This window comes from Streptomyces sp. NPDC060027 (assembly GCF_042737005.1).
In the GTDB taxonomy this organism is placed as follows: domain Bacteria; phylum Actinomycetota; class Actinomycetes; order Streptomycetales; family Streptomycetaceae; genus Streptomyces.
This window is the reverse complement of sequence record NZ_JBHWVI010000345.1, coordinates 1-6,313: the sequence shown is the minus strand read 5'-3', so window position 1 is coordinate 6,313 and position 6,313 is coordinate 1. Positions and strand designations below refer to the sequence as shown.

Here is a 6,313-nt window from a genome sequence, read left to right as displayed (position 1 = left end):
GCCTTCCGCTGTCCGGCCGGACAGCGGAAGGCAGGCCCCAGTCCAATCAGTCCGGTTTATGCGGCCGCCGCTTCCCTCATGAGGACCGTTCGCGTCTCCCGCAGGCAATGGGCACGAGGATGGGGCCCTCGTCGTGTACGGGACGACCAGGCAGCCGCGTATCCGTTTGTCGTTTTGAGTACAGATTGCTCAGTTAGCCGGGAGGCGGCCGGAGGAGTGTTGTCGGTAGAGGGACAGGGTTCCGGAGCCTTCGGGACCGACTTCCTCACCCGAGCCGAGAAATTGCCTCTCCGGAAGTGATCGTCATGTACGCCACTGCTCACGACAGCCACACCGACCAGACCGGCGGTGCGGCAGCGGGCTGGCAGCCCAGCCTGCCGGCCACGACCGGTGACCGCCAGCAGCGGATCCCGGCCCCGCGCAGGCCCGCCGACGATCACGGCCGCCGTAACGATGTGACACGGGCGCTGGAGCACCAGCCCGAGGCTGCCGATGAGGCACGGCATATCGCAGAGTCGGTGCTGGAGGACTGGCAGGTCGACGCCGAGGCGGTGGACGCGGCGGTGCTTGTGGTGTCCGAGCTGGTCACCAACGCCGTCGAGCACGCCCAGCCCCCCATCGCCTTCCACCTGCACCGCGAGCACACCGGAAACCGGCTCTGGGTCGGCGTCACCGACGGCGGCCCCGCCCAGCAGGAAGGCGCCCGGACCGCCTCCTGCGCCGACGACGAACGCGGCATCACGATCATCGACACCATCGCCGAGGCACACGGCACCCGCACCCACCCCACCGGCAACACCACCCACTGGGCCCGCCTGAACGCCGCCTGACACCCACAACCGCCAGCCTCCGCCCCCTCCCAAACGGGGGCCGGTGCCTGACCGCCCGACCGCACCAGCAACCTGTTCGCGGCGGGCCCCCAAAGGGGGCGGGGATCCTCAAACCTGACCAGGACCCCGCCCCCTTCCATCAGGTCCCCCGATACAAAGAACGCCTCCCGCCCACGGCTGCCGCTGCCGGACGTCTCACCTGTTCTTGATCAATAACGAACCTGTGCGCGCAGCCTGAAAAAGGTTTGCCCGACAACGCAGAAGATCCGCCGCCAGGGTCAGGGACAGCAGCGCGCCATGAAGCAGCTCATCGCGCTCAGGGCTCCGCGGCTGCAACCCGGTGATCTGGCTGCGCGAGGCCCTGGCCGCAGTCGACCTGAGGCGGTTCATCTCCGCCATGTCCCACACGCCGCCAGGTCGAAACGCCGCAGCCAGCCGCGGACGGTCTCCCACAGCCTGCCCAGTTCGGCCGCGATCGACGCCGCCCGAGCGGAGTCCTGATGCGCCCGGACCTGGTCGAGTATCTACCTCGCCCACCGGGCCGCGCAGGGCATGAACACCGACCACAAGGTCCGCTGGGGTGCCCGGGCGCTGCTTGCCGCAGTGCCCGACCTGACGCGTGGTCCGTCGGCGGTGTCGAGGCAGGCGTGGAGTGATGGGCTTGGCACCGAACGGGGGACATCACCTGAGCTCGACTACGTACGAGCTTCCGCTGAACTCCCAGCCGTCGGTGCCTTCGCCGATGTCGGCGACGATGACATCGTCGATGAAGCGGTCCTCGAGGCCGTCGTCGCGAAGGTCGCCGGCCAGCCAGAGCACCTCGATGTCGCTCCAATCCCCACGGCGCCCGTCAATCCGCAGCGGGGCGGCACGGCGGGTGCCGCGTTCGTCGTTGCCGGTCTTGACCATGCCACTGATCTCGAATTGGCTGTCTTTGACCTGGTCAGGGATGGGTTCGGCGGGGGGACGATGGCGACGTTCTCGTACGCGGTGTGGATGAGGTCGCGCCGGCCGCCCGCGGCTTCGGCAGCCAGGGTGAGCAGATGTCTCACCGTGAACGCCTCCTCTTCAGGCCCGCCCAGGTGGCGCGCCGTACCCGCCAACGTGACTGGCCGCCGCGGCTTCCTCCAGGACGACGAACGCGTCCCGCACCGTGCGGTACAGGGCGGGGCGTCGCCGGGGTGGGCGCGCTCCGCCTGGCCCGCAGGACAACATGACCGGCCTGTCAGCGCCGAGTGGAGACGAGGACCACGCCTACTCTGGAGATATGGACAGGCGAGTGCGTTGCTGTGCCTTCTGCCGTAAGCCGCTGACGGTGTTGGCTCGGTCGGATATCCGTTACTGCTGTCCTGCCTGCGGGGCGGCTGCGCGACGGAGGCGTTCCGACTGTGAGGCAAGGCTTTTCGACACGACGTCGCGGGCACTGCGGAGCTGCCCTGTCTGCGGTGAAGCCGTCGCCGCCGGGCAGGATCGTCGGCGCGATGCGGTGTACGACCGGCCTGCGTGCCGCACTGCCGCCTACCGGGCCCGCGCCGCGATCGTCGCGTGACGGATAAACGTCGCGCTGCAGAACGTTGGCCTGCGGAAATGCAGTGGAAGCGTAGGCCCGCTCCTATCCTGCCGCGGCCGATTCACATCCGGCTCCGCGAGCATGAGGTCACGCGACCAGGGAGTGAGGGATCCCCTGCCGGTCAAGGGAACCCGTCGATCAATTAACAAACCTGGCATAAGGTTTTAGATTGGGAGTAAGGGCACGAGGTGGGGTTCGACGTGTCTGCTGGACCTGTACCCGCGCCCGGGCATGCAGGGAGGCTCACCATGGTCAGAGAAAGAGTTGTCAGCCCCTTTCCCCAGCGCTACACCGACCGGCAGTGGGGGCGCTTCGTGCGCCAGGGCCGCGACCTGGTCCTGGAGGAGACGCGAATCCAGTTCGAGCTGGGCGACATCACTCTGAAGATGGTCGACAAGTCCGAGCCCGGTGAAAAGCGCGGCGTTTTCACGATCCTGGACCGCTACGCCGATCAGATCGGTATCAACGTCCACACGCTGCTGGGCTACCGGTTCACCGCCATGCAGTGGCCGCCCCAGCACCGGGAGCCGGGTGTGTCCTGGTCGGTCCACCGCGCCCTGGAATCCTTGGATGATCGTTTCGAGATCATCCAGGAACCACCGAACGGAGCGGACCACTGGACCGAGGACGCTGCCCTGAGGCGTGCTGGCCGGCTGCCTCACCGCCCCCTCACCAAGGAAGAGAAACTCGACCGAGTACGCACTCTGCTGGCGAACTCCGAAAACGCGGTAGGCGCGGTGGAGGAGATCATCCGCCGGCCTGATGTCGCGCACAAGGTGATGGCCAACCCGGTCAACCAGCGCATCCTGTACCGCGCACACCATGAGCAGCGGATGGAAGCCGCGGCAGACCGGCTGGCGGCCGCCCACGAACGCGACAGCGAGCCCGCAGACCGCGACCCCTGGGAGCAGGCGGAGACCACGGCCGCACCCCGGGCATCGGCGCGGTTGCGGGAACCGGCCGTGGACTACCAGCGTGCCTCGCGCGAGGCACTGGAACTGATCGGCACCGGCACCGCGTTCCTGGTCGACCTTCAGGAGATGGTCCCCCGCCTGCACGTCACGGAATTCACCGACCGGGAAGTGAGAGCGATCCTGGACAACCACAGAAGGATCCGTGCAGCACTGGACTGGTGCGACTCCGCGCTCGCCACCGGCGACAAGACGATGGACGACGAACTCGCCCGCATCCTGTCCGAAGGAGATGACGGGCCATGACTCGTCAAGCCCGCACCGCGGCAGTCTCGGACACGGGCCAGCGGGCCGCCCCGGTTCCCACCCAGCACCTGGCAGAACTCGCCTGGCGCCTCTTCGACGAGGCTGGCGACGACGTCCTACTCCCCCGCGAGCACATCACCGACCGCATCCACGCCACCGACGGACAGTTCGAGCGCACCAAGAGCTACATCCGCGACCACCTCACCATGGAGAAGGGCAAAGCGTTCCTCGCCTACCGCGGCGGCTACATGATCACGACCGACCCCGCGAAGATCGCCGAGAACGCCTCCCTGAAGATGCGCCGGATCAACACCGAACTGCGCCGTCTGCTGTCGGGGGCCATCAACCCCCTGGGCGAGCAGGTCGCCGACTACGAGGTTCTGGCCATGTTCCAGGACGAGATCGCCCACATGACCCGTACCTACGACCGCATGAGCAAGGCCACCATGACCATGCCCAAGCCGGTGCGGACCGCCAAGACCAAGCGGCGCCGTCGCTCTGCCGCCCGTACCTAGCGACAGGAACGCCGGTCATGACACGCCCGTCGACCTGGCGTCCGTCCAGCGCGCTCACCCTGTACCGCGCGCTGGACGAACTCGGAGCTGCCCCCAGCCCCGACCCGAAACTCCGCCCAGCCGGTCCCCGGCGCACCGACAGCGCCCTGCTCCTGGGCGTACTCCTCGCCAAAACCGAACTCGACGCCGCCGTGCGCGCCGACCCCGCGCAAGAACCCCCCCGCGGCCTGACCCAGCTCCTGGCCGGTTACCGCTCGACGATCCCCTCAGCCGCAGATGAAACGCGCCTGCGGCTGCTGAGCATGCGTCTGGTCCGCAGCGCCATCGAAGCCACACTCGACGACGACTTCAGCCCCCTCGCGCAAGCAGCGGGCGACGCCGCCCTGGCCACTGCCGGCCTCATCGACGCCGAACGACTCAGACGCACCGGAGCCACCCCCGAGACAATCAACACCACTATCGACGCCGCCACCCAGTCACTACAGGCAGCCGCCACCAGTCTCACCCCGGGCCAGAACCCAAACCGCTACCGGACCGGATGATCAGCAGTTGAGCCGGCAAGGACGCGAACAATGGAAAGTGCGGCGGGTGCGGATCCCGCTTCCTGGACCTGGTGGGCACGGCATGGCGGGATGAACATCCGCCTCCTCGCGGGTACGCGAACGAGCCCGACCAATTGCCGTGACTGAACACCTCAGGCGGCGGAGCTCACCGCACAGAACGCAAAGGTTCTGTGATCTTCTCCAGTCCAGGGGGCACCTGGCCAGCGGTGTTGGTCGCAAATCTCCACGTCAGTGCCGTGGTGGGGGCTTCGGCATGCTGAGCCACACCGGAGCCAATCCGCTGAGATCCGCTGATGTCCTGCGTCTTCTGCGGCGGTTCTCCCGTCACCAAGGAACATGTCTTCCCTCAGTGGCTGAACCAATACCTTCCGCCAGGGCGGCAGCAGACCGAACAGGCCCGCTATGGGGCTGGCGCCTTCGACGTGACCCGGCAGAGCATGGGCCTGGACTTCACGGTCAAGAAGGTGTGCGCCCCGTGCAACAAGGGGTCCGGGTAGGAACGGAACGAAAAACCGGTGTTGCTGTCAAATCTTTTGACGATCCGTCTGATCCGAGGTGGGCTTCTGCACGACAAGCGTCAGTTTCGGCGCCGCGCAGCGGGGTCCTGGCTGGCGACGTGCCGGGCGACGGCGTCCACGCCCGGCCGTGCGTACCGCTCCAGGGAGCGGACGGAGGCGTGGCGGGAGCGGGCCAGGAGCATGGGTGTGCTGGTGCCGGACTCCGCGTCGTGGGTGAGCGCCGTGTGCCGCCAGCGGTGCAGAGTGAAGCCTTGGAGGTCGTCCCACTGCTCGGGGCGGGCGAGCGGGATGGCCAGCAGCCGGGTGCTCTCTTCGAAAATCTCCTCGGCCCGTCGGTAGGACAGCCGGGCCCGTCCCGTGGCCGGGCAGATGTCCATCGTCGGGGTGCCAGCGCTGGCGCGGCGCTCGGTGAGGAACAGCGGGCCCTCGGTGCGGCCGGCGATCAGGCGGGGCAGCAGCTGAGCGGCGCCGGACTGCCAGTGGATCCACTCGATCGCGCCGCCCTTGGCGGTGATCCTGCCGCGCTTGTCAGCGGTGAACAGGTCCTCGACGTTCAGGCACAGCACTTCCTCAGCCCGGGCCGCGGTCTCATACAGGAGACGCCACAGTGTCTTGTCCCGCAAGCTCACGCCCTCCAGGCTCCAGACGGCTGCGACCTGGGGGAGGGAGAGCTCCTTGGTCTTGTCCGGCGGTGAGGGACGGCGCTCGATGCCGAAGGTCGGGTCGGCGGCAATCCAGCCCTGCCGCAGCCACCACCCGATCGCCTTGCGCACCACCGACAGTTCCCGGTTCACGGTGTCCGGGTCCATCGCGTCCGCCCGGGCAGCGGCGAACTCGGCCAGCGCCTTCGGCAGGCCCGGGTCGTCCAGCGCGGCGAGCTCCAGCGGCGGTGGCTTCGCCCCGCGCCGATCTGGTCCGATCGGGGTGGGCTCGCGCGCGAGCATCCAGCCCCAGTTCGTCAGCGAGATCCGGTAGATCCGCGCCGAGCTGCTCGCCGCCTACGTGTTCCAGCGCGACGGCATCACGACAGCTGAGGGACGGCCGCTCGCCGGCCCTGACGTCGACTCGTTCGTCACCGCGTTCTGGCAGCGCGAACTCGG

7 protein-coding genes are annotated in these 6,313 nt (G+C 68.2%); 5 read left to right on the top strand and 2 right to left on the bottom strand.

The features are described 5' to 3' along the window. The first annotated feature begins 305 nt into the window (after positions 1 to 305). Positions 306 to 830, top strand: a complete 525-nt coding sequence (locus tag ACFWBT_RS41045) for an ATP-binding protein (protein ID WP_385709370.1) — start codon at positions 306 to 308, stop codon at positions 828 to 830. Positions 831 to 1,511: 681 nt separating this feature from the next. Here the strand turns inward: ACFWBT_RS41045 and ACFWBT_RS41040 are convergent. Continuing rightward, positions 1,512 to 1,739 carry a hypothetical protein gene (locus ACFWBT_RS41040; RefSeq protein WP_385709367.1) on the bottom strand — a complete coding sequence of 76 codons (228 nt, stop codon included), beginning with the start codon at positions 1,737 to 1,739 and terminating at the stop codon, positions 1,512 to 1,514. Between the two features lie 909 nt (positions 1,740 to 2,648). On the opposite strand from ACFWBT_RS41040, the gene ACFWBT_RS41035 reads away from it, so the two are divergent. The 4 genes from ACFWBT_RS41035 to ACFWBT_RS41020 all read left to right on the top strand — a co-directional run bounded on the left by ACFWBT_RS41035 (position 2,649) and on the right by ACFWBT_RS41020 (position 5,192). Beyond that, the gene (locus tag ACFWBT_RS41035; RefSeq protein ID WP_385709365.1) at positions 2,649 to 3,617 is read left to right on the top strand and encodes a DUF6192 family protein; all 969 of its coding nucleotides are present in this window, start codon (positions 2,649 to 2,651) and stop codon (positions 3,615 to 3,617) included. Then, positions 3,614 to 4,132: a hypothetical protein gene (locus tag ACFWBT_RS41030; protein ID WP_385709362.1), complete on the top strand. Its 519-nt coding sequence runs from the start codon at positions 3,614 to 3,616 to the stop codon at positions 4,130 to 4,132. The genes ACFWBT_RS41035 and ACFWBT_RS41030 overlap by 4 nt, the downstream gene beginning before the upstream one ends. Positions 4,133 to 4,149: 17 nt before the next feature. After that, entirely contained in the window at positions 4,150 to 4,674 is a 525-nt protein-coding gene (locus ACFWBT_RS41025; RefSeq protein ID WP_385709359.1) for a hypothetical protein, read from the top strand. Between the two features lie 314 nt (positions 4,675 to 4,988). Then, positions 4,989 to 5,192, top strand: coding sequence for a hypothetical protein (locus ACFWBT_RS41020; protein ID WP_385709356.1), 204 nt, complete (start codon positions 4,989 to 4,991; stop codon positions 5,190 to 5,192). Positions 5,193 to 5,272: 80 nt separating this feature from the next. On the opposite strand, the gene ACFWBT_RS41015 is transcribed toward ACFWBT_RS41020, so the two are convergent. After that, positions 5,273 to 6,157, bottom strand: a complete 885-nt coding sequence (locus ACFWBT_RS41015; RefSeq protein ID WP_385709353.1) for a tyrosine-type recombinase/integrase — start codon at positions 6,155 to 6,157, stop codon at positions 5,273 to 5,275. Positions 6,158 to 6,313 lie beyond the last annotated feature (156 nt).

What these genes read in the sequence shown, in the direction of transcription:
- ACFWBT_RS41040 (WP_385709367.1), bottom strand. Translation starts at nt 1,739, where the DNA reads ATGGTCAAGACCGGCAACGACGAACGCGGCACCCGCCGTGCCGCCCCG.
- ACFWBT_RS41015 (WP_385709353.1), bottom strand. Translation starts at nt 6,157, where the DNA reads ATGCTCGCGCGCGAGCCCACCCCGATCGGACCAGATCGGCGCGGGGCG.
- ACFWBT_RS41030 (WP_385709362.1), top strand. Translation starts at nt 3,614, where the DNA reads ATGACTCGTCAAGCCCGCACCGCGGCAGTCTCGGACACGGGCCAGCGG.
- ACFWBT_RS41020 (WP_385709356.1), top strand. Translation starts at nt 4,989, where the DNA reads ATGTCCTGCGTCTTCTGCGGCGGTTCTCCCGTCACCAAGGAACATGTC.
- ACFWBT_RS41045 (WP_385709370.1), top strand. Translation starts at nt 306, where the DNA reads ATGTACGCCACTGCTCACGACAGCCACACCGACCAGACCGGCGGTGCG.
- ACFWBT_RS41035 (WP_385709365.1), top strand. Translation starts at nt 2,649, where the DNA reads ATGGTCAGAGAAAGAGTTGTCAGCCCCTTTCCCCAGCGCTACACCGAC.
- ACFWBT_RS41025 (WP_385709359.1), top strand. Translation starts at nt 4,150, where the DNA reads ATGACACGCCCGTCGACCTGGCGTCCGTCCAGCGCGCTCACCCTGTAC.